Annotated in this window: 24 protein-coding genes; 12 read left to right on the forward strand and 12 right to left on the reverse strand. The window is 68.7% G+C overall.

Annotated features, from left to right (window positions below):
- Positions 1-80: 80 nt before the first annotated feature.
- The 3 genes from ACSR87_RS14265 to ACSR87_RS14275 all read right to left on the reverse strand — a co-directional run bounded on the left by ACSR87_RS14265 (position 81) and on the right by ACSR87_RS14275 (position 1,815).
- Positions 81-506 (reverse strand): hypothetical protein, encoded by a 426-nt coding sequence (locus ACSR87_RS14265; protein ID WP_498530916.1) that lies wholly within the window; start codon positions 504-506, stop codon positions 81-83.
- Between the two features lie 131 nt (positions 507-637).
- Positions 638-949: a chorismate mutase gene (locus tag ACSR87_RS14270; RefSeq protein ID WP_004063556.1), complete on the reverse strand. Its 312-nt coding sequence runs from the start codon at positions 947-949 to the stop codon at positions 638-640.
- Positions 946-1,815, reverse strand: a complete 870-nt coding sequence (locus ACSR87_RS14275) for a shikimate kinase (RefSeq protein WP_498530917.1) — start codon at positions 1,813-1,815, stop codon at positions 946-948. Before ACSR87_RS14275 ends, ACSR87_RS14270 begins: the two co-directional genes overlap by 4 nt.
- Before the next feature lie 147 nt (positions 1,816-1,962).
- Between ACSR87_RS14275 and ACSR87_RS14280 the strand changes: the two genes are divergently transcribed.
- Together ACSR87_RS14280 and ACSR87_RS14285 are read left to right on the forward strand one after the other, a co-directional pair.
- Entirely contained in the window at positions 1,963-2,391 is a 429-nt protein-coding gene (locus tag ACSR87_RS14280) for a DUF5796 family protein (RefSeq protein WP_004043614.1), read from the forward strand.
- The gene (locus tag ACSR87_RS14285) at positions 2,391-2,627 is read left to right on the forward strand and encodes a DUF7508 domain-containing protein (protein WP_008574037.1); all 237 of its coding nucleotides are present in this window, start codon (positions 2,391-2,393) and stop codon (positions 2,625-2,627) included. Before ACSR87_RS14280 ends, ACSR87_RS14285 begins: the two co-directional genes overlap by 1 nt.
- 64 nt (positions 2,628-2,691) lie before the next feature.
- On the opposite strand, the gene ACSR87_RS14290 is transcribed toward ACSR87_RS14285, so the two are convergent.
- The gene (locus tag ACSR87_RS14290; protein WP_004043612.1) at positions 2,692-2,826 is read right to left on the reverse strand and encodes a DUF7128 family protein; all 135 of its coding nucleotides are present in this window, start codon (positions 2,824-2,826) and stop codon (positions 2,692-2,694) included.
- Positions 2,827-2,904: 78 nt separating this feature from the next.
- Here ACSR87_RS14290 and ACSR87_RS14295 point away from each other — a divergent pair, with 78 nt between their 5' ends.
- Together ACSR87_RS14295 and ACSR87_RS14300 are read left to right on the forward strand one after the other, a co-directional pair.
- Entirely contained in the window at positions 2,905-5,133 is a 2,229-nt protein-coding gene (locus ACSR87_RS14295; protein ID WP_498530918.1) for a CDC48 family AAA ATPase, read from the forward strand.
- Between the two features lie 102 nt (positions 5,134-5,235).
- The gene (locus ACSR87_RS14300; RefSeq protein ID WP_498530919.1) at positions 5,236-5,553 is read left to right on the forward strand and encodes a hypothetical protein; all 318 of its coding nucleotides are present in this window, start codon (positions 5,236-5,238) and stop codon (positions 5,551-5,553) included.
- Between the two features lie 61 nt (positions 5,554-5,614).
- Here ACSR87_RS14300 and ACSR87_RS14305 read toward each other — a convergent pair whose 3' ends face one another.
- Positions 5,615-6,355 (reverse strand): methyltransferase domain-containing protein, encoded by a 741-nt coding sequence (locus ACSR87_RS14305; RefSeq protein WP_498530920.1) that lies wholly within the window; start codon positions 6,353-6,355, stop codon positions 5,615-5,617.
- 155 nt (positions 6,356-6,510) lie between these two features.
- Here ACSR87_RS14305 and ACSR87_RS14310 point away from each other — a divergent pair, with 155 nt between their 5' ends.
- Positions 6,511-6,900 carry a DUF7522 family protein gene (locus tag ACSR87_RS14310; RefSeq protein WP_004043606.1) on the forward strand — a complete coding sequence of 130 codons (390 nt, stop codon included), beginning with the start codon at positions 6,511-6,513 and terminating at the stop codon, positions 6,898-6,900.
- Between the two features lie 24 nt (positions 6,901-6,924).
- On the opposite strand, the gene ACSR87_RS14315 is transcribed toward ACSR87_RS14310, so the two are convergent.
- A complete protein-coding gene (locus tag ACSR87_RS14315; protein ID WP_498530921.1) occupies positions 6,925-9,765 on the reverse strand; it encodes a DEAD/DEAH box helicase in 2,841 nt (946 codons plus the stop codon).
- A gap of 90 nt (positions 9,766-9,855) precedes the next feature.
- Between ACSR87_RS14315 and ACSR87_RS14320 the strand changes: the two genes are divergently transcribed.
- On the forward strand, positions 9,856-10,134 hold the full coding sequence (locus ACSR87_RS14320; protein ID WP_004063541.1) for a hypothetical protein: 279 nt from the start codon (positions 9,856-9,858) through the stop codon (positions 10,132-10,134).
- Positions 10,131-10,409 (forward strand): hypothetical protein, encoded by a 279-nt coding sequence (locus ACSR87_RS14325; RefSeq protein WP_115802525.1) that lies wholly within the window; start codon positions 10,131-10,133, stop codon positions 10,407-10,409. Before ACSR87_RS14320 ends, ACSR87_RS14325 begins: the two co-directional genes overlap by 4 nt.
- Positions 10,410-10,458: 49 nt before the next feature.
- Here ACSR87_RS14325 and ACSR87_RS14330 read toward each other — a convergent pair whose 3' ends face one another.
- From ACSR87_RS14330 to ACSR87_RS14340, 3 genes are read right to left on the reverse strand one after another with little or no spacing between them, the layout of a single operon-like run.
- Entirely contained in the window at positions 10,459-11,247 is a 789-nt protein-coding gene (locus ACSR87_RS14330) for a metallophosphoesterase (protein WP_275880322.1), read from the reverse strand.
- 4 nt (positions 11,248-11,251) lie between these two features.
- Positions 11,252-13,147: an RPA family protein gene (locus ACSR87_RS14335; protein WP_498530922.1), complete on the reverse strand. Its 1,896-nt coding sequence runs from the start codon at positions 13,145-13,147 to the stop codon at positions 11,252-11,254.
- Complete coding sequence (locus ACSR87_RS14340; protein WP_006600333.1) at positions 13,144-14,427, reverse strand: Single-stranded DNA binding protein; 1,284 nt, start codon at positions 14,425-14,427, stop codon at positions 13,144-13,146. Before ACSR87_RS14340 ends, ACSR87_RS14335 begins: the two co-directional genes overlap by 4 nt.
- Before the next feature lie 92 nt (positions 14,428-14,519).
- Between ACSR87_RS14340 and ACSR87_RS14345 the strand changes: the two genes are divergently transcribed.
- Complete coding sequence (locus tag ACSR87_RS14345; RefSeq protein WP_004043599.1) at positions 14,520-14,897, forward strand: DUF7510 family protein; 378 nt, start codon at positions 14,520-14,522, stop codon at positions 14,895-14,897.
- A gap of 59 nt (positions 14,898-14,956) precedes the next feature.
- Here the strand turns inward: ACSR87_RS14345 and ACSR87_RS14350 are convergent, their stop codons facing one another.
- The gene (locus ACSR87_RS14350) at positions 14,957-16,066 is read right to left on the reverse strand and encodes a glycosyltransferase family 4 protein (RefSeq protein WP_004063528.1); all 1,110 of its coding nucleotides are present in this window, start codon (positions 16,064-16,066) and stop codon (positions 14,957-14,959) included.
- A gap of 120 nt (positions 16,067-16,186) precedes the next feature.
- On the opposite strand from ACSR87_RS14350, the gene ACSR87_RS14355 reads away from it, so the two are divergent.
- The gene (locus ACSR87_RS14355) at positions 16,187-16,846 is read left to right on the forward strand and encodes a 2,5-diamino-6-(ribosylamino)-4(3H)-pyrimidinone 5'-phosphate reductase (RefSeq protein ID WP_006600332.1); all 660 of its coding nucleotides are present in this window, start codon (positions 16,187-16,189) and stop codon (positions 16,844-16,846) included.
- A 128-nt stretch (positions 16,847-16,974) separates the two neighbouring features.
- On the forward strand, positions 16,975-17,310 hold the full coding sequence (gene trxA, locus ACSR87_RS14360; RefSeq protein WP_498530923.1) for a thioredoxin: 336 nt from the start codon (positions 16,975-16,977) through the stop codon (positions 17,308-17,310).
- 125 nt (positions 17,311-17,435) lie between these two features.
- Here the strand turns inward: trxA and ACSR87_RS14365 are convergent, their stop codons facing one another.
- Entirely contained in the window at positions 17,436-17,750 is a 315-nt protein-coding gene (locus ACSR87_RS14365; protein WP_498530924.1) for a NifU family protein, read from the reverse strand.
- Positions 17,751-17,859: 109 nt separating this feature from the next.
- Here ACSR87_RS14365 and ACSR87_RS14370 point away from each other — a divergent pair, with 109 nt between their 5' ends.
- On the forward strand, positions 17,860-18,576 hold the full coding sequence (locus ACSR87_RS14370; RefSeq protein WP_498530925.1) for a ribosome assembly factor SBDS: 717 nt from the start codon (positions 17,860-17,862) through the stop codon (positions 18,574-18,576).
- Positions 18,577-18,607: 31 nt separating this feature from the next.
- Here the strand turns inward: ACSR87_RS14370 and ACSR87_RS14375 are convergent, their stop codons facing one another.
- Positions 18,608-18,937, reverse strand: coding sequence for an FUN14 domain-containing protein (locus ACSR87_RS14375; RefSeq protein WP_008574069.1), 330 nt, complete (start codon positions 18,935-18,937; stop codon positions 18,608-18,610).
- Positions 18,938-19,177: 240 nt separating this feature from the next.
- Here ACSR87_RS14375 and hflX point away from each other — a divergent pair, with 240 nt between their 5' ends.
- Positions 19,178-20,479: a GTPase HflX gene (gene hflX, locus ACSR87_RS14380; protein WP_498530926.1), complete on the forward strand. Its 1,302-nt coding sequence runs from the start codon at positions 19,178-19,180 to the stop codon at positions 20,477-20,479.
- The last annotated feature ends 18 nt before the right edge of the window (positions 20,480-20,497 follow it).

Genomic DNA, 20,497 nt, shown 5'->3' on the forward strand with positions numbered 1-20,497 from the left:
GTGGAGCGTCTCCGCGCTGGCGAGGGACACGGCGATTTCGACTGCCGGATCGTCGCCTCCGCGAGGGAACGAACCGGCGTTCAGTTCGACGACTCGGATTCGACGAGTCGCTTCATCCGTTCGAGGTCCGCGTCGGTTCCCCGCTTGTGTCGCCCCCAGTGCTCGTCGTCGACACCCTCCCAGCGAACCGCCACATGAACGAGTTGGCAGGCGTCGTCGGTCACGTCGAACAGGCGCGAACGCGACCGTTCGACGTGTCCGTCCGCCTCGACATCGAAGTCCGCGACGCCGAACTCGCGGTTCAGTTTCGGGCGGATGATGAACTCGTCACCCTCCGGGCCCGTGCCTCGGTACGTCGCGTCGTCTATCTGCTGCACGTCGGCGGTCCACGCGGGATACATCTCCGGGAAGGTGCTGGGGTCGGAGATGCGCTCCCAGACGGCGTCGAAGTTCGCTTCGATGAAGACACTCGATACGTACGTCTCGGCTTCGCCGGGGAGGGACATGGGAGAAGTGAGTCGGGAGGTTCGGTGAATATGCCGGTCCGGTTCGGGTTCGACGACCGCCGACTAACTGAACAACAGCCGCTGATTCTGCATACTCGCCGGCTGAGAACGAACGCCGCCGTGGGTTTCGACTACCGGTTCTGCCGCTGTTCGGCCTTGTTCATCTCGATGAGCAGTCGGAAAATCGCCTTCACGAGGTTCGAATCGACCTCGAAGTGGGCCGCGTTCTTCCCGGCGCGCTCCATCACGCGCTCTTCTTGGGACTCGTCGGTCGTCGGCAGGTCCTTCTCGGCTTTGACCTTCGCCACCGTGTCGGCGACGTAGGTTCGGCGGGCGATGAGTTCGACGATGCCGCGGTCGATATCCTCTATCTCCTCGCGAAGTTCGTCGAGGGACATGTCCTGAAACGATTCTGCGGCGGCGTCTACGGTGTCGTCTGTCATTGGATTCGTGCTCCGTCGGTTCGGGTGGTCGTCAGTCGGGTCTCCCCCTCGCGGGCGTCCCACAAGTCCGCGACGCGTTCGAGGTCGGCGCGGTCGCCGACGGCGACGACGCTCGGGCCGGTCCCGGACAGCGAGACGCCGTCGGCGATGGGCATCGCCTCGACGGCGGGGTCGGTCGGGAAGTCGAGCGCGGCCGAGAAGGCGAGGCCGTTGACGGTCATCGCCTCGGCGTAGCGGCCTTCGAGCGCGAGGTCGGCCACGAGGTCGGCCATCGGGGCGACGTTCTCACAGCGGCTCACGTCGGCGTCGGCGCTGTAAGCGCGCTCCGGGGGCGTCCACACGAGCACGTCCCAGTCGACCTCGTCGCGGGCGATGAGGTCGTCTTCGGTGTTGTCGGTGACGACGACGCCCCCGACCATGGAGGCCGCGGCGTCGTCGAACGCGCCGGTGGCGGTGACGCCGACCTCGCGGGCGGCGCGGACGCCCATCCGGCAGGCGTCGAGGCGGGAGATATCGGCGTCCGGGCCGGGGCCGACCGAGCGACCGAGCGCCGAGAGCGTCGCCAACACCGTCGCGTTGGCGGCGGCGCTCGAACTCTTGAGGCCGGCGGCCATCGGCAGGTCGCTTTCGGTCTCGACGGTGCCGCCCTCGCCGTCACCGAACGCCTCGACGACGAGTTCGACACAGCGCTCGATGAGATGCGCGTCGTCGTCGGGGGCCTCCGCGATGCTGCCGCGGACCTCGCCGGAGTCGTCCAGTTCGACCGACGCAGTGGTCTCCGCGTCGATGGCGAACGCGGAGCCGGTCGCCGTCGCGAGGGCGTTCAAGACGGTGCCCGCCCCGAGGGCGGTGGCTCGGCCGTGCATACTTCGGGGAGGTCGGCACACCGTGTTATGTGTGGCGGTCCGTGCCGTTTTCGCCCGTAGGTTCGGGGACGCGGCGGCGGAAGCGACGCCCGGCGCGAGTCGTCCCGAGACGCGACGCTTTTGCCGTCCCCGAAGCAACGGTGAGCCATGCGCGCCCGCAACGACATCGCCCCGAGCACGCTCGGCGTCGAACTCCACGACTACGGCGTCGAAGTGGAGTACCTCGACAACCGAACCACAGTCTACCGGGGCGTCCCCCAGGCGGTCACGGGCACGCTCGCCACCGCCCCCGGCAAGGAGGTCCACGTCCTCGTCACCGACCCCACCGAGACGGAGGGCGTCATGATGTACGTCAACGACCTCACGAGCCACGACGAGGTGCTCGAATCGAGCGGCGTCGGCCGCGTCATCCTCGGTGAGGACGAAGAAGAGGAGCTGTTCCCCGGCGTCCTCGTCCGGCGGGTGCCCGGCCACCGCTTCGAAATCGAGGCCGACCCCGAGGTCGCCCGCGGCCGCGTGTTCGTCTTCGTCGAGGACGACTGGGGCGAAGACTCCTACGAGTTCGTCGCCGAGTGATGCTCCGGAAGCGCTGGGAGCCGCTGGAAACGCGGACCATCGGCAAGGCTCCGGAGGCCTACGGCTACTACGAACTCGGCGACGCCGACGGCGACCTCGTCGGCCGCGGCGTGGGCGTCCTCCGCGACGAACTGAAAGAGGCGCTCGCCTACGGCGACGCCGAGCGCGTCCGCTGGGAGCGCGCGACCTCGCTGGACCACGCCGAGCGACTCGCGGACGAACACGACCCGGCGTAGCTCTCGCGCTCGCCGCGTAACCCTCGCGCTCGCCGCCGTCGCCGCCGACGCTCTCGCTTCCCCGCTACTGCAAGTACGACGGGCTGTCCGTGTCGCAGTTCTCCTCGTGAGCCTCGGCGTCGGACCGCACGTCGAACAGCATCCCGCACTCTTCGCACCGGTACCACGTCGCACCGTCTTTCTCCGTCGTGGCAACCATGCTTAGTGTTACCGCGCCGTCCGGGAAAACCGTTACTCCGGGCGAACCCTCAAGGGTCGAGCGGGCGAACTGGGTGGCATGTCAGAAGATGGGGTGACGCTCGTCGTCCGCGCCGCGGAGAAACGCGACGCGGGCCGCGGCATCGCCCGCCTCCCCGAGGCCGCCCGCCGGGAACTCGGCGTGCTCAGCGGCGAGACGGTCGTCATCGAAGGGTCCCGAGAGACGGTCGCGAAGATGTGGCCCGCCCGCCCCGGCGCGGCGGTGGGCGAGATGCTCGTCGATGCCGACACGCGGGCCAACGCCGGCGTGAAAATCGGCGACAGCGTCCGCGTCAGGAAAATCGACGTCGAGGACGCGCGCTCCGTGACGCTCGCCGGCCCCAGCGCCTTCGAGCGAACCAGCGTAGACCGCGAGACCATCGAGGAGGTCGTGAAGGCGGAGCTTCGGAACCGCCCGCTCCGCGAGGGCGACCGCGTCCGCGTCGAGCGCCTCGGCGGGGCCGCCCTCGTCGTCAGCGAAACCGCCCCGGAGGGTGTGGTCCGCGTCACCGACGCGACGACCGTCTCCGTGACGGCGACGAGTTCGAAGGGCGCGAGCGAGGCCGTCCGTGACGCCGTCAAGAGCGTGACGGGCGGCGACGACGGCGGCGACGACGGGAGCCGCGGGCGAGCGACGGGCGTCACCTACGAGGACATCGGCGGCCTCGACGACGAACTCGACCTCGTCCGCGAGATGATAGAGCTCCCGCTGTCCGAACCCGAGGTGTTCGCCCACCTCGGCATCGAGCCGCCGAAGGGCGTGCTCTTACACGGCCCGCCGGGCACGGGGAAGACCCTCATCGCCAAGGCCGTCGCCAACGAGGTCGACGCGAGTTTCACCACGATTTCCGGGCCGGAGGTGCTCTCGAAGTACAAAGGCGAGTCCGAGGAGAAACTGCGCGAGGTGTTCCAGTCGGCCCGCGAGAACGCGCCGGCCATCATCTTCTTCGACGAAATCGACTCCATCGCGTCGAAGCGCGACGACGGCGGCGACCTCGAAAACCGCGTCGTCGGCCAACTGCTGTCGCTCATGGACGGGCTGGACGCCCGCGGCGACGTGGTCGTCATCGGCGCGACGAACCGCGTCGACAGCCTCGACCCGGCGCTCCGCCGCGGCGGCCGCTTCGACCGCGAAATCGAAATCGGCGTCCCGAACGAGGCGGGCCGCCGCGAGATTCTCGACGTACACACCCGGCGGATGCCCCTCGCCGAGGGCGTGGACATCGACCGGCTCGCCTCTCGAACCCACGGCTTCGTCGGTGCCGACCTCGAATCGCTGGCCAAGGAGGCCGCGATGACCGCGCTCCGGCGCGTCCGCCGGGAGAGTGGGGGCGGAAGCGGAAGCAGAAACGAGGGCGGAGACGAGGAGGGACGCGTCGCCGTCGCGGACATGACCGTCACGCGCGCCGACTTCGAGTCCGCGATGGCGACGGTCGAACCCTCGGCGATGCGCGAGTACGTCGCCGAACAGCCGACCGAGGGGTTCGAGGGCGTCGGCGGCCTCGACGACGTAAAGCGGACGCTCGAACGCGCGGTGACGTGGCCGTTGACCTACGCGCCGCTGTTCGAGGCGGCCTCGACTGACCCGCCGACGGGCGTGCTCCTCCACGGTCCGCCGGGGACCGGCAAGACGATGCTCGCCCGCGCCATCGCGGCCGAAAGCGGCGTCAACTTCATCCACGTCGCCGGCCCCGAACTGCTGGACCGCTACGTCGGTGAGTCCGAAAAATCCGTCCGCGAGGTGTTCGACCGCGCCCGACAGGCCGCGCCGAGTATCGTCTTCTTCGACGAGATAGACGCCATCGCCACCGACCGCGACAGCGCCGGGTCGGACTCGGGCGTCACCGAACGCGTCGTCTCGCAACTCCTGACGGAGATGGACAACGCCGCCGACAACCCGAACCTCGTCGTCCTCGCGGCGACGAACCGCCGGGACGCGCTCGACCCCGCGCTCCTCCGACCCGGCCGACTGGAGACCCACGTCGAGGTGCCCGCTCCCGACATCGAGGCGCGCCGCGCCATCCTCGACGTGCACGTCCGAAACAAGCCGCTCGGCACCGACGTGGACCTCGGCGACGTGGCCGCCCACATGGACGGCTACACCGGGGCCGACGTGGCCGCGGTCTGCCGCGAGGCCGCCCTCCGCGCGATTCAGGACGTGGCCGACGCCTACGAGGGCACCGAGGCGAACGACCACGCCGACGAGGTGCGCATTACCCGCGCGCACTTCGAGGCAGCGCTGGAATCGGTCTCACCGACGCGGGTCTGACGGGGGCGAGCGCGGGAGGCGACCACGCCCCCGCACCACCTGCGAGATTATCTCGTTTCGCCGCGTACCGTGTCTCATGTTCACTCGCAACAGAGGTGTGTCGTGAACGCGGCGTGGCGGCGGAAGGTCCGCCGGGAGTGGGGCGCGCTGACCGGCGGCCCGCTCTCCGCGACGTGGTGGGTGACGAAGGCCGGCCTCCGGGTCGCGTTTGCCGAGGCGATGTTCATGTTCCTCGTGTTGCTGAACAACGACCCGGGTGCGGTCTCGGCCGTCGCCGCCGGCGAGGCCTCGGTGTTCTCGCTCGTCGCGGTCGTCCTTGGGACGCCCGACTACCTCGCCATCGCGGGTATCGTCTTCGCCGTCGCGCTGCTCCTTCCGTTCCTCCCGCGGCGCAACGAGGCGACCAACCGCTGGGAGTAGGGGTCGAGAAGCGGCCCGACCGCATCGACCTCGCTCGCAGAGCCACCGCGACCGCACCGACTCACGCCAGTCGCGCCCGGTAGTAACTCGACTCGGTGTTCGGCACGGTCACCTCGTGCACGTCGAGGCCCGCCTCGGCGGCGACCGCCCGGAGTCGGGCGGGCGAGACGAGAACGAAGTCGAGCGTCGGCCCGCGCAGGTTGCCGTACTCGACGCGGAACGACCGCCGAGCGATGCCCTCCCGCGGGTCCGACCGGTAGCCGAAGAATCGTTCGAGGTCGATGCGCGTCGGGTCGTACGAGTCAACGACGACCTCGCCGGTGGACGAAACGAGGTCGGCAAACAACGCGAGGAGGTCGGTGAGACCGTCCAGCGAGCCCGCGAGGCCGACCTGCGTCCCGTTGTCGAGCACCGTCTCGAAGCCATCTGCCGACGACTCCGACTCGCTCGCATCGAACGGCGGGTCGAACATATCGGCGACGACCGCCGTCTCGACGCCGCGCTCGCGGGCCGCGCGCACCGCGTTCGGGCTCACGTCGAAGGCGACGACCTCCCCGCGCTCCTGTACGGCGAGGGCGTGCTGGCCCGCGCCGCACCCCACGTCGAGGACGGGTGTCCGAAGCGAGTCGACGAACTCGCGCTTCGCGGCGGGCCACCGCTCGAAGGGAACGAGATAGTTCTCGTAGACGTGCGCGTCGCCGGCGGCGGCTCCGGCGTCGTCGGCGGCGCGGTAGACGCACGGGGCGCGCAGACAGCCGCGAACGCGGTCCAACATCGCCAGTCCGAGGGCGTCGTCGGCCATGACGACTCGTTCGTCTCCTCCGTGTGAATTATAATCAATGTGCTTGAGAGTAACAATCAGAATTAGCACAGCAATCCGGTCGGTTCCACGTCTCATCCCGACCGGACCTGTCGAAGCCGCCGCCTATTTGGCACTCGCTCCCACAGGCTGAAGCGATGTCCAATCTCCTCCCCGAGGAAGCAGAGGAAAAGCTCGTCACCGTCTGCCGCACGGCCGTCGGTGATAGCCTCCGCTCGCTCACCTACTTCAACCGCTTCGACTACGTGCAGGTGTACCTCCGCGAGGACCTCGAACAGGAGGCCGACCTGAACTCCTTTATCGGCAACGAGTGGCACGACTTCAAGATGACCCAAGACGCCTACCGCGGGTCCGAACTCGGTGACTACGAGTACACGATTCGCGTGTTCGAAAACGGCTATCTCGTCCGCATCACCGTCGAGGACTTCGGCGTCTTCGTCACGACCGACGGCATCTCGATGCAGGACTTCGAGGCGCTGGCGGCCGCGACGACCGAGATTCTCGACGAGTGGGCCATCGAGGAGTAAGCGTCGAACCCGGAACTGGCCCCGTCAGTCCCAGAACGACTGGGTTCGGGCGTACTCCCGCTCCCGTTCGAGGATGTCGCGGTAGAAGTCGTCTTCGTCCTCGCGGAGTTTGTTGATGATGCGCGCGGCGTTGTGCGGGCCGACCCCGCGGGCCGCGAGCGCGACGACCGCCCGCGTGCCGTGGGCCTGCACCAGACTCGCCGAGCGGTAGGCTCGCTTCGTCAGCCGCTCCTGTTCGTCGTCTTTCTCCGGCGCGCGGACCGCCTTCACCGTCTCGTCGTCCCACGGGTTGAGCGCGGCGACGCGGGTCGCGCCGCATTCGGGGCACTCCACGGGGTCGCGGACGCGCTTTACCTTCGTCTTGCGGGTCCAGTCTTTGCAGTGGAGACACGCCAACAGCACGCGGTCGTTCTGAATCCGGTCACGGACCGTCTCGATGACGCTCGCGTCGGCGTTCTCGGGGACGAGCAGGTCGGTCCCCGACCCGCGGCCGCCGGTTCCAATAGCGGTCGGTTCGCGGGCGACGGCCAGTTCCACGTCGCCGTCGCGGACGCGGCGGAGCAGTTCGACCGTCTCCTCGACGGCGAGGTCGGTGTGGAACACCTCGCGGACGGCCTCGTCGTAGACGGGCGTGTCCTCCAGCGCGGCGAGGAGGCGGTCGCCGCCAAAGCGACCTTTCCCCTGATAGCGCTTGAGCGCGCCGAACTTCGCGGCCACCTGCGCGAGCGTGAACTTCAGCGAGTCCGACCGCTTGAGCGCGAGTTCGAGCAGCGCCTCGACGTGGTCGGGGTCGGTCTCGCGGAGCACCTCGGCGAACGTCGTCGGGCGGACCTTCCCCGGCACGTCGAACTCGACGCGGTAGGGGTCGACCTCCATGCCGACCGACGAGCCGGTTCGCTGGCCGATGAGCGCCGACAGGAGTCGGCCGAGCGTCTCGTTCACCCGGTGGCCGTACGGCGAGTTCAGCGTCACCTTCCGGGGCGAGCCTTCGAGGACGAGCCTGTTCGCCGTCGGAATCGGCGCGTCGGCTTCGACCTGTCTCTCGATGGGGCCGAGCGCGGACCTGACCGTGGCCTCGTCTGTCGGGTAGCGCATGGCGATGTCGCGGGCGACGGCCTCGCGGTCGGCCCCGGATTCGAACTGCGGCGCGGCCACGTCGCGGAGTTCGCCCACCTCGCCGGCGACCGGCGCGGGCACCGGAATCTCCGAGCCGACCCACGACGGCACCTCGCCGCCGGGGTCCTCGATGGGCGAGACGTTCACCCGCGCCTCCTCGTCGTCCACGTCGTTGACGCGCCACATCTCGCCGCGCTGGATGAACGTCGCGCCCGGCGCGGCGAAGTTGAGGACGAACTTCTCGTCGAGCGTCCCTATCTGCCGGCGCGAGGAGATGTCGTGCACGTCGTAGGTTTCCTCGTCGGGAATCATCGAGAGGTTGGCGTAGAAGTACTGCCACGTGCCGCCGGACTTCTCGAGGAGGTCCTTGTCCTCGTCGAGCCAGAGGAGGCGGTTGCCCGAGAGTTCGCGGACGACGGCGCGGAAGTCGTCCTCGTCGAGGTCGCGGAAGGGGTACGCCCGCGTGATAATCTCGTAGGCGCGGCGGGCCGACACGTCGCCGTAGTCCATGACGACGCCGACGATTTGGTTGGCGACGGTGTCGAGACTGCCGTGGTGGACGCGGGCGGGTTCGACCTCGCCGGAGACGGCCCGCCGGGCGATGGCGAGCGCTTCGAGCGTGTCGTCGGGGTGGTCGGTGACGACGGTCCCGCGGGAGACGACGCCCAAGCGGTGGCCCGCGCGGCCGACCCGCTGGAGGAGCCGCGACACCTCGCGGGGGCTGTTGTACTGGACGACGTGGTCGACTCGTCCCACGTCGATACCGAGTTCCATCGACGACGTGCAGATGAGCGCGTCCAACTCGCCGGCCTTGAAGCGGTCTTCCACGTCGATGCGAACGTCTTTCGACAGCGAGCCGTGGTGGACCTCGATGGGGTCACCGAGCGCCTTGAACCGCGAGCCGAGCGCCTCCGCGGTCTGCCTGGTGTTGACGAAGACGAGCACCGACTCGTGGTCGCGGACGATATCTCGAATCGTCCGGACGTGACTCGCTATCTCGGGGTCGGTGGCGAGTTTCCCGGCCAGCGCCTCGTCCTCGTTCGTCACCTCGGGGCGGACCACCTCGAACTCGACGCGGTTGTCCACGTCGACCTCGATGACCTCGAACGGGCGGTCGCCGGTCAGGAACTTCCCGACCTCGTCGGGCGACCCGACCGTCGCCGAGAGGCCGATTCGCTGGAACGCCCCGGCCAGCTCGCGGAGGCGTTCCAACCCGATTGTCAACTGCGCGCCGCGCTTGGCGGACGCGAGTTCGTGGACCTCGTCGACGACGACGTGGTGCACGTCCGACAGCGCCGTTCTGAGCTTCTTTCCCGTGAGCATCGCCTGCAGCGTCTCGGGCGTCGTCACCAGCACGTCCGGCGGGTCGTTCGCCTGCTTCTGGCGCTGGTACTGCGTGGTGTCGCCGTGGCGAACGTCGATGTCGATGTCGAGCCGTTCGCCCCACCAGTCGAGTCGCTCGCGCATGTCGCGGTTCAGCGCCCGAAGCGGGGTGATGTAGAGCGCCGAAACCCCGAATCGGTCCTCGGCGTCGGCGATGGCCGAAAACACCGGCAGCATCGCCGTCTCGGTCTTGCCGGTGCCCGTGGGCGCGATGATGAGGCCGTGTTTCCCGTCCGCAAGCGGGGGAATCGCCCGGCGCTGCGGCTCGGTGGGCGTCGTGAAGCCGCGCTCCGAGAGCGCGTTCCGAACGGGCGACGAGAGCGTCGCGAAGGCGTCCATTCCGGCGGCGGCCTCGCCGTCTGGCATCGCCCGAGGTTACGGTTCGAGGCGATTAAGCGCACCGCTCGGGGCGGTCCCCACCGGGAGATTCATGTCGTCCGTGAATCAATTTCGGGCGTGTCCCCGAAACGAGCCTACTGGTTCGCGTTCGTCGTCTTCGGACTCTCGGCCGCCGTCGGCGTCGCGCTCGACCTCGCAACGGGAGCCGCCGATATCGGCACCGCGGCGGCGGCCGCCGGCGCGGTCACCGTCATCTATGGGGCGGTCGTCGCCCTCCGCGACCCCGACCGCGCCCGATTTCCGTCCGATTGGGGGCCGCTCGTCTACCTCGTCGTCGCCGCCGCCGGGCTCTACACGGTCGGCATCGCCTTCCAACTGTACGCGGTGGTGACGTGACGCCCGAACGGTCCTTTTGGCTGTCGCAGGCGGGCTTTACCGCTGGAAACCTCTTCATCGTCCTCGGCAACCAACGGGGCGACCTCGCGGCGTGGCAACTCGTCTTCGCCGCGGTGCTCGTGCTCTCGACGCTCTGGTTCGTCGGCTACGCCGTTCGAGAGCGGGAGAAGGGTGTGCCGGAGTTCTTCCGCGAGTGGACCGGCTGGCAGCGACTCGCCCGCGTGGCGAGCGTCACCGTGTTCGTGCTCGGTACGCTCACGTTCGTCTTCGCGTAGGCGGGTCGGAAAAACGGGAAGCCGCGGTTAGCGACCGCGACGACCCGAGTCAGACGTTCCGATAGTCGCCCAACCGCGTGCCGTCGAGCAGGTAGGCCTCGCCGTCCGCGAGGCCGTCGGGTAGGAACGGCGAGAGAAAGCCCTGCCCGGGGACGTTGACCCACGTCCCGCCCGAGGTGTCGTTGAACGCCGGGAACACCACGAGTTCGGCGTCGGCTCGCGCGACTTCGGCGGGGGCGACCTCGTGGTGTTCCGCGAACACTTCGGGAGCGAGAGCGCCGCGGAGCCAGACGCGCTCTTTCCGCGCGCCGCCGACCTCGTCTTCCAGCCTGACCGCCGGGTGTTCGTGGGCCGAGCAGACCACGTCGGCGGCGAGCACTTCCCGCGAGGGCCACGTGTGGCCGTGGCAGAATCCCACGTCGCCGAGGCGGACGCCCGCGGGGTCGGTCACCTCCACGTCGTCGTCGTCACCGAAGAAGTCCGCGAGGCCGCCGTCGTGGTTGCCGGGGACGACCGTCAGTTCGGCGCGGTCGGCCACGACGGCCGCGAGGTCGCGGAGTTCCTCGGCCTCGTCGCCGTCCGGGTCGCCGATGCGGTGGCCGAGGTCGCCGAGGACGACCAGTCGGTCGGCGTCGGTCCGGTCGAGAAGCGACAGCAGGCGCTCGCGGCGGACCGCGGCCTTCGACGGGAGTTCCACCCCGCGTTCGTACCGCAGGCCGGCCTCGATACCGGCGTGGTAGTCAGCGACGACGAGCGACCGTTCGGGGAATCCGCGCCTGCTCGTCCGCGCTACCGCGGCGGGATGGCCGGGAATCGGTTCGACGAGCGGTTCCGGCACGGCCTCAGATGGCCTTCAGCACGCCGTCCTGCGGCTCGTAACACCGGCCGCCGAGGAGCGCCTCCTGGATGGCGTCTTCGACCGCGCCGGGGTCCGCGCCGTGCTCGTCGACGACGGCCGCGACGACCTCGTCGCGGGTCGCGCCGTCGCCGTCGTCGAGGTCGTCCATGGCGTCCACGACGACCGATTCGAGGTCGATGTCCTCGGCGGACTCGTCGGCGTCGGCGTCAGCGTCGGCCTCGTCTTCGTCCCCGTCCGACGCCGCGTCGGGCGTCGGCTCGGGTTCGGAGTCGACCGCTGGTTCGGGTTCCGCGGCGGCGGTCGCGGGTTCCGGTTCCGGTTCGGCGGCCGCGGCGGATTCGTCTTCGAGTTGCTCTGTGAGGTCGTCCGCGTCGGGCACGTCGATGTCCGCCTCGCCGGCGGGGTCGACGTCCGCGCCGGAGGTGAACTCCGTGCCGAACTCGGATTCGATTTCGGCCCGCTCGTCCTCGTCGAGTTCGTACATCCCGTCGGGGTCGACCGAGTCGTCGGCGTCGGCGGACGCTGAGTCGGTCGAATCGGTCGAATCGGTCGAACTGGTCGAATCGCCAGCCTCGGGGTCGGGGTCGTCGAAGCCGTCGTCGAAGTCGCCGAGGGTTCCGCTTCCCGAGTCGTCGAGCGAACCGGCGTCGGTCGCGCCCGCGTCGGGGGCGTCGTCTTCGAAATCACCGAGCGCGCCGTCGTCGGTCCCGGCGTCGAAGTCGGGCTCAGACTCGGTGTCGAGCGAGTCGGTCACCGGTTCGGGTTCGGACGTGAGGTCGGGTTCCGCGGCGGGTTCGGATTCGGGTTCTGCCGCGGGTTCCGGCTCCGGTTCGGCATCGACCGTCGCGGACGGCTCAGACGCCGGTTCCGGCTCGGACGCCTCCGGATGGTCCTCGGTCGAAGTCGTCGTCTCGGCGGCGACCGGCTCGGGGTCGGATGCAGACTCCGGCTCGGAATCGGGTTCTGCGATAGGCTCGGATTCGGACTCCGGCTCGACGGCCTCGGATTCGGCACCGTCGTCGAATTCCGGCTCCGAATCGAGCGTTGCGGCCGGTTCGGAACCGGATTCGTCCTCGAACTCGCCCGCGTCGGCTTCTACCTCGCCCGCGTCCGCCTCGTCGACCTCGATATCGACGCTGTCGGCCGGTTCGAGGTCGAGTTCGGGGAGCGGGCCGAGCACCGCGTCGCCGCCGTCGCCGGGTGCGACATCGAGTGGGTCCACTTGGTCGCGGTCGCCCGCGACGAGTTCGAGCGCCTGCACGGCGACTTCCCGCAGGGCGTCGAGGTAGGTTCGGGTCGTCCCGTAGTGGTCGATAGCGCGGGGGACGCCCGCCGCGAGCGTCGAATCGACGCCGCGGGCTTCGAGCGCGCGGGTCAGGTCGTCGCCGCGGTACGGCATCGATAGCGCCTCGTCGAACACGGCGATGCGGCGGAGCGTCGCCTCGGCGGCCGAGACGATCCACCGGTCGCGCACGTCGGCGTCGACGGTGTTGACGCTCTCCGGGCGGACCGAGGAGTAGACCACGTCGGCGTCGTCAGGTTCGTACGTCCGGGCCTTGCCCGCGAGCGAGACGAACGCCGGGGGCGTCGCCGCGTCGAGGTAGGCCATCGGCTCCGGTTGGTACTGCCCGGCGTAGGTGACGAACGCGCCCGTCGGGTCCGCGATGCGCCCGCGGAGCACCTCGTCGTTGACGTGTTCGACCTCGGTGAGCACGCCCGCGACGAACGTCCGGTTGAGCCGCGCGCCGGTGGGCGTGACCACGTAGTTGGGCGCGCGCTCCTCGTCGCTCTCGGAGTACGACAGCGACGCGTCGTCGAACTCGGCGGCGAAGACGCGGTAGGCGATTTCCCGCGTGCCGACGACCGGCGAGGCGCTCATGCGCGCACCTCCGTGAGGAGGGCGGCCGCGCGTTCGGCCGGGTCGTCGTCGGTCTCCTCGAACTCGTCAGCTTCGAGGTTCGCGCCGTACTCGTCCACCGAGAGGTTCCCGCGGACGCGGTACTCGCGGCCGACGAGCGTGTCGGCGATGTCGTCGGCGACGACTTCCTTGTCCATCGCCTCGCGGGCGGCCTCCATCGCGTCGGCCATCGTCCCGCCGTAGATTTCCTCGGTGAGGTCGCGGTCGAGGATGGCGGTCACCGTGCCGGTGCCGTCGTCGAGAATCGCCTTCACGCGCATGTCGTCCTCGCCGTCGACCTCGCCGTGCTGGCGGCACTGGCCGTTCTGGACGACGCGGCTACACTTGGGACAGCGCTCGATGAGCCCGGAGCCGTCGCGCACTTCGAGGACGTTCCCGAGCAGTTCCACGTCGAACATCCCGCCGGCGTCGACGGCCTCACCGATTTTCAGACGCGGCGCGGAGTCCGTCACGGAAACGGGGTCGTCGAGCACGTCGAGCGTCGTGAACTCCGAGAGGTTCACCTGCGGCACGCCGCGGAACTCGCGGACGTACACGTCCGAGAGACGCAGGCTCGCGCCCTCCTCCACGTCTGGGCGGGGAGCCCAGTCGGTGAAGGGAAGCCGGCCGGTTTCGTCGGCGACGACGCCCGAGAGGATTGTCGTCTCGCCGTTGCGGCCGTCGATGGTTCGCGAGTCGACTTCGAGGACGCGGACCTCGACGGTTCGGCCGCGGTCGCCGGCTTGCAGGTCGATGAGGTCGGCCTCGCCGCCGATGCGGTCGTCGTAGGGCGTCTCGACCGTCTCGGACTCCACGCCGACCGTCGAGGACGCGCCGATGTTCAGTTCGGGCTTGCCGTCCCACTCGCGGACGCCGGCGTTACCGATGACGACGGAGTCGCCCGGTTCGAAGCCGAAGTCCTGCCACGCGGTGTAGGAGATGACGCCGGACTCGTCTGCGAGTTCTCCCTCGCGGATGGTCTGTTCGTCGCCCTGATAGACGATAGAGCGCGTGCCCACGGTGAGCACGCGGACCGTCACGGAGACGTTGCCGCCGTCGGGGTCGATGTCGGCGATGCGCTTCGTCGCGGGCGCGCCGTCGCTCCCGCCGGAGCTGCCGCCGCCGTGTTTCCGTCGGACGCTCTGTTTCGCCTCGTCGAGCGGGACGCTGTACTGCAGCAGGTTCTGCAGGTCGGATTTGACCTCCTCTTTGTCGACACCGAGGGCGGAGGCGAGCTCCTCGGCATGCTGGTCGAGTTCCATCGAGTCGGGATTCGCCCCCGTCGGATAAAAAGTGTTGCCGGGCGACCGGCCGCGGGCGAATCACTAAGTGCTCGCGTGCCAGTTGGACTCGTATGTCGAACGACGAGGGGCCGGACGCCGGCGACGCCGACGAGGAGGTCTCGTTTTCCGTGACCATCGAGGACGGCTGGACGACCATCGTGATGGAAGGTGACAAGGACTCCGCGGTCGTCGTCCAGTCGGCGTCCGGCGAGCGAATCTACCTCCCGCCGGAGGGGTTCGACGCCGAGGCCGCAAGCGACAGCGCCTACCAGTCGTCGGACAGCCCCTACCAGTCGGCGTACGACTCGCCGTACCAGTCGGTCCAGACCGACGACTCGCCGTACCAGTCCGCCCGCGGGACGATGCCGCGAGAGGGGATGGTGCCCACCCGCGGCGGCTACCGGATTCGCCACCCCGAGCCGGTGACCGACGTGCGCCTCCTCCGCTGAACGCGGGGCGACCGGCCGGACGAATTGCCAAGTGCCGACTCCTCGACTCCGATTTTGCGTCAGTTCGCGTCCGATTCGGCGGCGTCCGCGTCGGTGGCGTCGACTTCGTTGTCCGCCCCGGCCGACGAGTCAACGTTCCCGTCGAGGATGCTGTGGTAGTACTCCACCGTCTCGTCGACGACGCGGTCCCACGTGTACGGCTCGTACTCCGGTTTCCCCTCCAGCGAGAGGCCGTACTCGATGCCGTCGGCGATGGAGCGCGAATCGGGTTCGACCTCGATAACGCAGTCCTCCGGGAGGACCTCGGCTGCGCCGCTTTCCGTGGCGACGACGCGGGTGCCCGTCGAGAGCGCCTCGACGATTGTGATGCCGAACGGTTCGGACAGCGACGGCGAGACGAACAGGTCCGCGGAGGCGTAGTAGTCACCGAGCGCCTCCTCGGGGACGTAGCCGGCCCACTCGATGCGGTCTTCGACGCCGAGCAGCTCTGCGAACCGCTTGAGCTGGGCGGTGAGGTGGCCCGACCCGCCCATGACGAGCGTCACGTCGTCGCGGGCGAGTTTCTCCATCGCGTAGACGAGGTGCGAGATGCCCTTCTGGTCGGTGTGGCGGCCGACGAAAAACAGCATCTTCCCGTCGATGCCGAGTTCCGCCTTGAGGTCGCGACCCGTCGTCTCGCACTCGGAAAAGCCGTTGTAGATGACGTGGCAGTCGCCGCCGTACTCCCGTTTGACCTTGTCGGCGAGGAGTTCGCTCACCGCGAGCAGGTGGTCACACCGCTCGGCGATGCGGCGCTCGGTTTCGACTTCCCGCTGCGGCGGGTCGATGTTGCGGTCCGACGAAAGCGAGTGGAACGTGGTCACCCACTCCACGTCCTCGTTGTTCGATTTCGCGCGCGACCCCGGTCCGTAGCCGAACCAGTCGTGCGTGTGGACGATGTCGGCGTCGGCGGCGCGCTCCGCGAACGTCGACCCCAGCCGTCCGATGCGGGTGATGATGTCGCCCTCGCCCGTCGGGACCCCGACGATGCCTTCGCGGTCCGGCGCGTACTCGGCCGGGAGCACGAGTTCGATGTCCACGTCCTCCCGGTCTTCGAGTCGCTCGAACATCTCGCCGACGTGCGTGTCGAGCCCGCCGCTGACGTTCGGCGGAAACCCCCACCCCAGCATCAGGACCTTGGCAGTCATAGATGACACAATGTACCACAGAGGCCTATTTAATTCCTGTCCGGCAACACCGTGAGAGCGCCTCACCGAAAGGCGTTTTCGCCGCGGCGACGACCCGCGAGTATGCACGTCCACGTCAACGCCGCCGCGAGCCTCGACGGCAAGCTCTCGTCTCGACGCCGCGAGCAGGTGACGATAAGCGGCGACGACGACTTCGCCCGCGTGGACGAGATTCGCGCGGCCGCCGACGCCGTCGCCGTCGGCGTCGGAACCGTCCTCGCAGACGACCCGCATCTCACGCTCGACGACCCCGGCCTCGTCGCCGCCCGCGAGGACCGCGGCGACTCGCCGCATCCCGCCCGCGTCGTTGCTGACTCGCGCGCCCGAACCCCGACCGACGCCCGGATTCTGGACGACGCGGCGGCGACCTACCTCCTCGTCTCCGAGGCCGCGCCCGGAGGCCGGCGCGAGGCGCTCGAAGCCGCCGGGGCGGAACTCGTCGTCGCGGGCGCGGAGCGGGTGTCGCTCCCCGACGCCTTCGACGCGCTCGAAGCGCGCGGCGTCGACCGACTCATGGTCGAGGGCGGCGGCGAACTCATCTTCTCGCTGTTCGAGGCCGGCCTCGTCGACGAACTCACGCTCTACGTCGGCTCGCTGGTCATCGGCGGCCGCGACGCGCCGACGCTCGCCGACGGCGATGGGTTCGTTTCCGACTTCCCCCGGCTGTCGCTCCGCGACGTGGAGCGGGTCGACGACGGGGTGCTTCTGACCTACGACTGCTGAGTCTGCGCCTCCGCCTCCGCCTCGTCCGCGAATCCGACCGTTTTCGCCGCGAATGCGGCGTTTCGCGGTCGTGCGTCGCCGCGCAAACAGGCGCAATGGGTAAGAGTGTCGCGCCGATACGTGGAGATATGAGCACTCCGAAGACAACCGACGCGCCTATCCATATCGAGAGTTCGGACCAACTCGACGAACTCGTCGCCGACAGCGCGGTCGTTCTCGTGGACTACCACGCCGACTGGTGCGGCCCGTGTAAGATGCTCGAACCCACCGTGAAGGAAATCGCGGAGGAGACCGACGCCGTCGTCGCCAAGGTCGACATCGACGAACTCCAAGAGCTGGCCCGCGAGCAGGGGATTCGCAGCGTCCCGACCCTCCAGTTCTACGCCGGCGGCGAGCAGGTCAAAGAGGTCATCGGCGTCCAGAGCAAAGAGGACCTCGTCGACATCATCGACGCGGCCGCGTAAGCCGGCGTCAGCTCCGCTCGGCTCGAGTCTCCGTTTTCCATCACGGCGAGCGACGCCGCGGCGCGCGCTTCGGGCGGCGTCGCTCGCTGGGACGGTCCAGTCGAAAATCGGAGTTTGAAGCCGGTTCAGAAGGGCGCGTCGGACACGTCGGGTTCGAACCCCGCGCCCGGCTCGTCGTCGTAGAAGTCGCCGGTCGAGGCGTGGACCGCGTCTATCTCCTCGAACTCGGCGACCATGCGCGACTTCAGCGCCTGAATCGTCATCGGGGAGATGCCGCAGCCGGAACACGCGCCGGTGAGGGAAATCCACACCTCGCCGGTCTCCTCGTCGATGGCCTCGATACCCGCGTCGCCGCCGTGCATCTCGATTTGGGGGAAGTTCCGCCGCATGAACAGGTCGAGCCGTTCTTCGAGGGACTTCTCCGACGCCTGCGAACTCATACGAAGACGTGGGGCGCGGGCGAGCATAACGATTGCTCCGAACGGAGTCGCAGCGAATTTTGCGTGACGCCGCCGAGGGCTTTTTACCACGGAGAGAGAATCGGAAGCTATGATTTCACTCGACGAGGCAGTCACGGCCCGCCTGGAATCTCACGGCGCGCGGTTCGAGGTGCTCATCGACCCGGACGCGGCGCTCTCGATAAAGCGCGGCGAGTTCGACGGCGACCTCGAAGAGGTCATCGCCGCCGAAGACGTGTTCGAGGACGCCTCCCGCGGCGACCGCCCCGCCGAGAACGACCTCGAGAAGGTGTTCGGGACGACCGACCCGCTGGAAATCATCCCCGAGGTCGTCAAACAGGGGGAGATTCAAATCACGGCCGAACAGCGCCGCGAGATGCAAGAACAGAAGCGCAAGTCGCTCATCAACCGCATCGCCCGCAACGCGGTCAACCCGCAGATGAACGACTCGCCGCACCCGCCGGAGCGAATCGAGCGCGCGCTCGAAGAGGCCGGCTTCAAAATCGACCCGATGGAGCCCGTCGAGTCGCAGGTCGACGACGCCCTCGACGCGCTCCGCCCCGTGTTGCCCATCAGGTTCGCCGAGGTCACCGTCGCCGTCCAACTCCCCGCCGAGTACGCCGGCAGCGGACAGGCGCAGATTCGGAGCTACGGCGACCTCGAACGCGAGGAGTGGCAGAACGACGGCTCGTGGGTCGGCGTCATCACGTTCCCCGCGGGGATGCAAAACGACTTCTACGACAAGGTGAACAACATCACGAGCGGCACGGCCGAGACGCGCATCGTCAAGGACGAAGACGAACTCTGAGACGGGACGGTGCGTCTTCGAGACGCGTCGATTATCCTTTCTTGAAGCCGACGAGAAAGCCGCCGGAGAAGCCGGCGGAGATGGACAGCGTCGAGAGAATCGTCGAAATCCAGTCCGGCGGCGCGCCGGTCGCGGCGTCCTGCGTGGCGCTCACGAGGCCGCCGGTGAGGCGCTCCCAGTCGACGGTGATGATGCCCCGCGATTCGAGGAATTTGAACACGGCGAGTTCGAGGCCCACGATGACGGCGATGAGCTTGGCGATTTTCTTCGCCGCGAAGCCGATGATACCGCCGATGACGGCCCCGCTCCCGAACTCGATGCCGAGCTGTTGGGGGTCGATGCTCAGTTGTAAGGGGTCCATACGGCGAACATCCCGCCTATCGGCATAAGTGATTTGTGAGGAGACTGTCGCCATCGCCGCACTGTCAGGTCGCGCCCGGGCAACCTACAAGAGTCCCGGCGACCAAACGCGGCCATGGAACGGGAGGTGACGGGACGCCATCTCGACGCGTGACCCCGGCCGAGCGGGGCTTAAGTGCCTCCGGCGGCTAGTACCGACTGACACAGTGCAGGCAACGTACCCCACAATCGAGGTGCGGCGATGAGCCGCGTCGTCGTCGCGAAGCGCGTCGACCGCGGAGACGCCGACCTCACGGAGATATCAGACCTCGCCCGCGCGGCGGGCTACGAGGTGGTCGGTGAACTCACGCAGACCCGCGAAGAGGACGCCGCGTTCCACTTCGGCGAGGGGAAGGTCGGCGAGTTAGCGTCGCTCGTCGCCCGCGAGGACGCCGCCGCCGTCGTCTTCGACAACCGGCTTGGCCCCTACCAGACGTACAACATCGCCCAGAAGCTCCCGGACGACGCGGAGGTCATCGACCGCTTCACGCTCATCCTCGACATCTTCGGCCAGCGGGCGAACACCCGCAAGGCGCAGTTGCAGGTCGAACTCGCCGAACTCCGTTACGAACTGCCCCGCGCCGAGGCGAAGGCGTCGCTGGCGAAGCGCGACGAGCGCCCCGGCTTCATGGGCCTCGGCGAGTACGACGAGAGCCGCGAGCAGGACATCAAGGCCCAGATTTCGCGCATCAAGAACGAACTGGACGCCATCGCGGACAAAGAGGAGACCCGGCGCGAACAGCGCCGCGAGTCCGGCTTCGACCTCGTCGCCCTCGCGGGCTACACGAACGCCGGGAAGTCGACGCTGATGCAACGGCTCGCCGCCGACCTCGAAGTCGGCCAGAACGACGACCTCCACCCGGACCTCGACCCGACCGCGGAGTCCCAAGACAAGCTGTTTACGACGCTCGGGACGACCACGCGCCGCGCCGAGACGGGCAAGCGAGACGTGCTTCTCACCGACACGGTCGGGTTCGTCTCGGACCTCCCCCACTGGCTGGTGGAGTCGTTCAAGTCCACGCTCGATTCGGTCTACCGGGCCGACCTCGTGTTGCTCGTCGTGGACGCCTCCGAGCCCGTCGAGGAGATGCGCGAAAAGCTCGTCACGAGCCACGACACGCTCTACGAGCGCAACGAAGCGCCCATCGTGACCGTGTTCAACAAGGTGGACAAGGTCGACGCGGCGGAACTCGACGAGAAGCGCGCGGCGCTGTCGGCGCTCGCGCCCAACCCCGTCGCCGTCTCGGGGCTGACCGGCGAGAACGTCGAGGAACTGGCCGCCCGCGTCGAGGACGAACTGCCCGCGTGGGAGCGCGAGCGCCTCCTGTTGCCGATGGCGGACGACACGATGAGCCTCGTCTCGTGGCTCTACGACCACGCCCACGTCGAGACCGAGGAGTACGAGGGCGAACAGGTCCACGTCGAGTTCGAGGCGCGCCCCGCAATCGTCGAGAAGGCGCGGGCGAAGGCCGCCGACCTCTCCGTGCCGGCCGACTCGGCCTGAGTCGCGCGCCGGGACGCC

Source organism: Haloferax sp. SDI50 (assembly GCF_059802635.1).

What these genes read in the sequence shown, in the direction of transcription:
- ACSR87_RS14265 (WP_498530916.1), bottom strand. Translation starts at nt 506, where the DNA reads ATGTCCCTCCCCGGCGAAGCCGAGACGTACGTATCGAGTGTCTTCATC.
- ACSR87_RS14270 (WP_004063556.1), bottom strand. Translation starts at nt 949, where the DNA reads ATGACAGACGACACCGTAGACGCCGCCGCAGAATCGTTTCAGGACATG.
- ACSR87_RS14275 (WP_498530917.1), bottom strand. Translation starts at nt 1,815, where the DNA reads ATGCACGGCCGAGCCACCGCCCTCGGGGCGGGCACCGTCTTGAACGCC.
- ACSR87_RS14280 (WP_004043614.1), top strand. Translation starts at nt 1,963, where the DNA reads ATGCGCGCCCGCAACGACATCGCCCCGAGCACGCTCGGCGTCGAACTC.
- ACSR87_RS14285 (WP_008574037.1), top strand. Translation starts at nt 2,391, where the DNA reads ATGCTCCGGAAGCGCTGGGAGCCGCTGGAAACGCGGACCATCGGCAAG.
- ACSR87_RS14290 (WP_004043612.1), bottom strand. Translation starts at nt 2,826, where the DNA reads ATGGTTGCCACGACGGAGAAAGACGGTGCGACGTGGTACCGGTGCGAA.
- ACSR87_RS14295 (WP_498530918.1), top strand. Translation starts at nt 2,905, where the DNA reads ATGTCAGAAGATGGGGTGACGCTCGTCGTCCGCGCCGCGGAGAAACGC.
- ACSR87_RS14305 (WP_498530920.1), bottom strand. Translation starts at nt 6,355, where the DNA reads ATGGCCGACGACGCCCTCGGACTGGCGATGTTGGACCGCGTTCGCGGC.
- ACSR87_RS14310 (WP_004043606.1), top strand. Translation starts at nt 6,511, where the DNA reads ATGTCCAATCTCCTCCCCGAGGAAGCAGAGGAAAAGCTCGTCACCGTC.
- ACSR87_RS14315 (WP_498530921.1), bottom strand. Translation starts at nt 9,765, where the DNA reads ATGCCAGACGGCGAGGCCGCCGCCGGAATGGACGCCTTCGCGACGCTC.
- ACSR87_RS14335 (WP_498530922.1), bottom strand. Translation starts at nt 13,147, where the DNA reads ATGAGCGCCTCGCCGGTCGTCGGCACGCGGGAAATCGCCTACCGCGTC.
- ACSR87_RS14340 (WP_006600333.1), bottom strand. Translation starts at nt 14,427, where the DNA reads ATGGAACTCGACCAGCATGCCGAGGAGCTCGCCTCCGCCCTCGGTGTC.
- ACSR87_RS14345 (WP_004043599.1), top strand. Translation starts at nt 14,520, where the DNA reads ATGTCGAACGACGAGGGGCCGGACGCCGGCGACGCCGACGAGGAGGTC.
- ACSR87_RS14350 (WP_004063528.1), bottom strand. Translation starts at nt 16,066, where the DNA reads ATGCTGGGGTGGGGGTTTCCGCCGAACGTCAGCGGCGGGCTCGACACG.
- ACSR87_RS14355 (WP_006600332.1), top strand. Translation starts at nt 16,187, where the DNA reads ATGCACGTCCACGTCAACGCCGCCGCGAGCCTCGACGGCAAGCTCTCG.
- trxA (WP_498530923.1), top strand. Translation starts at nt 16,975, where the DNA reads ATGAGCACTCCGAAGACAACCGACGCGCCTATCCATATCGAGAGTTCG.
- ACSR87_RS14365 (WP_498530924.1), bottom strand. Translation starts at nt 17,750, where the DNA reads ATGAGTTCGCAGGCGTCGGAGAAGTCCCTCGAAGAACGGCTCGACCTG.
- ACSR87_RS14370 (WP_498530925.1), top strand. Translation starts at nt 17,860, where the DNA reads ATGATTTCACTCGACGAGGCAGTCACGGCCCGCCTGGAATCTCACGGC.
- ACSR87_RS14375 (WP_008574069.1), bottom strand. Translation starts at nt 18,937, where the DNA reads ATGGACCCCTTACAACTGAGCATCGACCCCCAACAGCTCGGCATCGAG.
- hflX (WP_498530926.1), top strand. Translation starts at nt 19,178, where the DNA reads ATGAGCCGCGTCGTCGTCGCGAAGCGCGTCGACCGCGGAGACGCCGAC.